The sequence below is a fragment of the Paenibacillus etheri genome (genome assembly GCF_001012825.1).
GTDB classification, from domain to species: Bacteria; Bacillota; Bacilli; order Paenibacillales; family Paenibacillaceae; genus Paenibacillus_AQ; species Paenibacillus_AQ etheri.
Genome location: NZ_LCZJ02000068.1, coordinates 1 through 783, shown reverse-complemented (window position 1 = coordinate 783; position 783 = coordinate 1). Strand labels below are relative to the sequence as shown.

Sequence of the window (783 nt, the reverse complement as noted above, 5' to 3'; positions counted from 1 at the left end):
GGGAAATACCTATCGTGCTGAGACCGCTCAGATCGCGTATAGCGAACGTCGAGAAGGGAGTAAGTCGCCAGGTCGTTTCACCGCGGAACTGGCCGGAGAGATCAATGAGAAACTCCGACTTACCTGGTCACCCGAGCAGATTGCTGAACAGCGTAGAGCCAGTGGTCAACCCTTCGTATGCTTCAAGACGATCTACCGTTGGCTATATGCAGGTCGTCTGGTTGCAGGCGAAGTAAAGGTGCTACGGCATAAGGGCAAACGACGTAAACCACTGGAGACACGTGGTCGATTCCTCGTGGGGAAAACCATTAGTCAACGGCCAAAGGGAGTACGAAAGAGAGATTCCTTCGGGCACTGGGAACTAGATACGGTGGTTTCCAGCCGAGGAAAAAGCCGTGCTTGTGCCGCGACCTTTATCGAGCGCAAGACACGGATGTATCTGGCCCTAAAGATGCCCGACCGTACCGCTCATTCGATGGAGATCGCCTTTGGTGTTGTGGCTAGCCAGTATCCGCAAGAAACTTTCCGAACGGCTACTGTGGATCGAGGAAAGGAATTCGCCTGCTATAGCGCTCTGGAAACCTTTCATGGACTGGATGTCTACTTTGCTGATCCCTACTCATCCTGGCAACGAGGGTCTAACGAGAATGGCAACGGACTCCTTCGAGAGTTCTTTCCCAAAGGCCATGATTTTGCACAAGTTTCAGATGAGGAGCTTGCCCACGCCCTAGATCTCATCAACCACCGCCCCCGGAAATGTCTGGGGTGGAAGTCTGCTCACGA

General features: G+C 53.3%; 1 protein-coding gene. It reads left to right on the top strand.

The window, feature by feature from the left end; translation table 11 throughout:
* On the top strand, positions 1-783 hold a 783-nt coding region (locus UQ64_RS28315; RefSeq protein WP_060626790.1), incomplete at both ends, for an IS30 family transposase.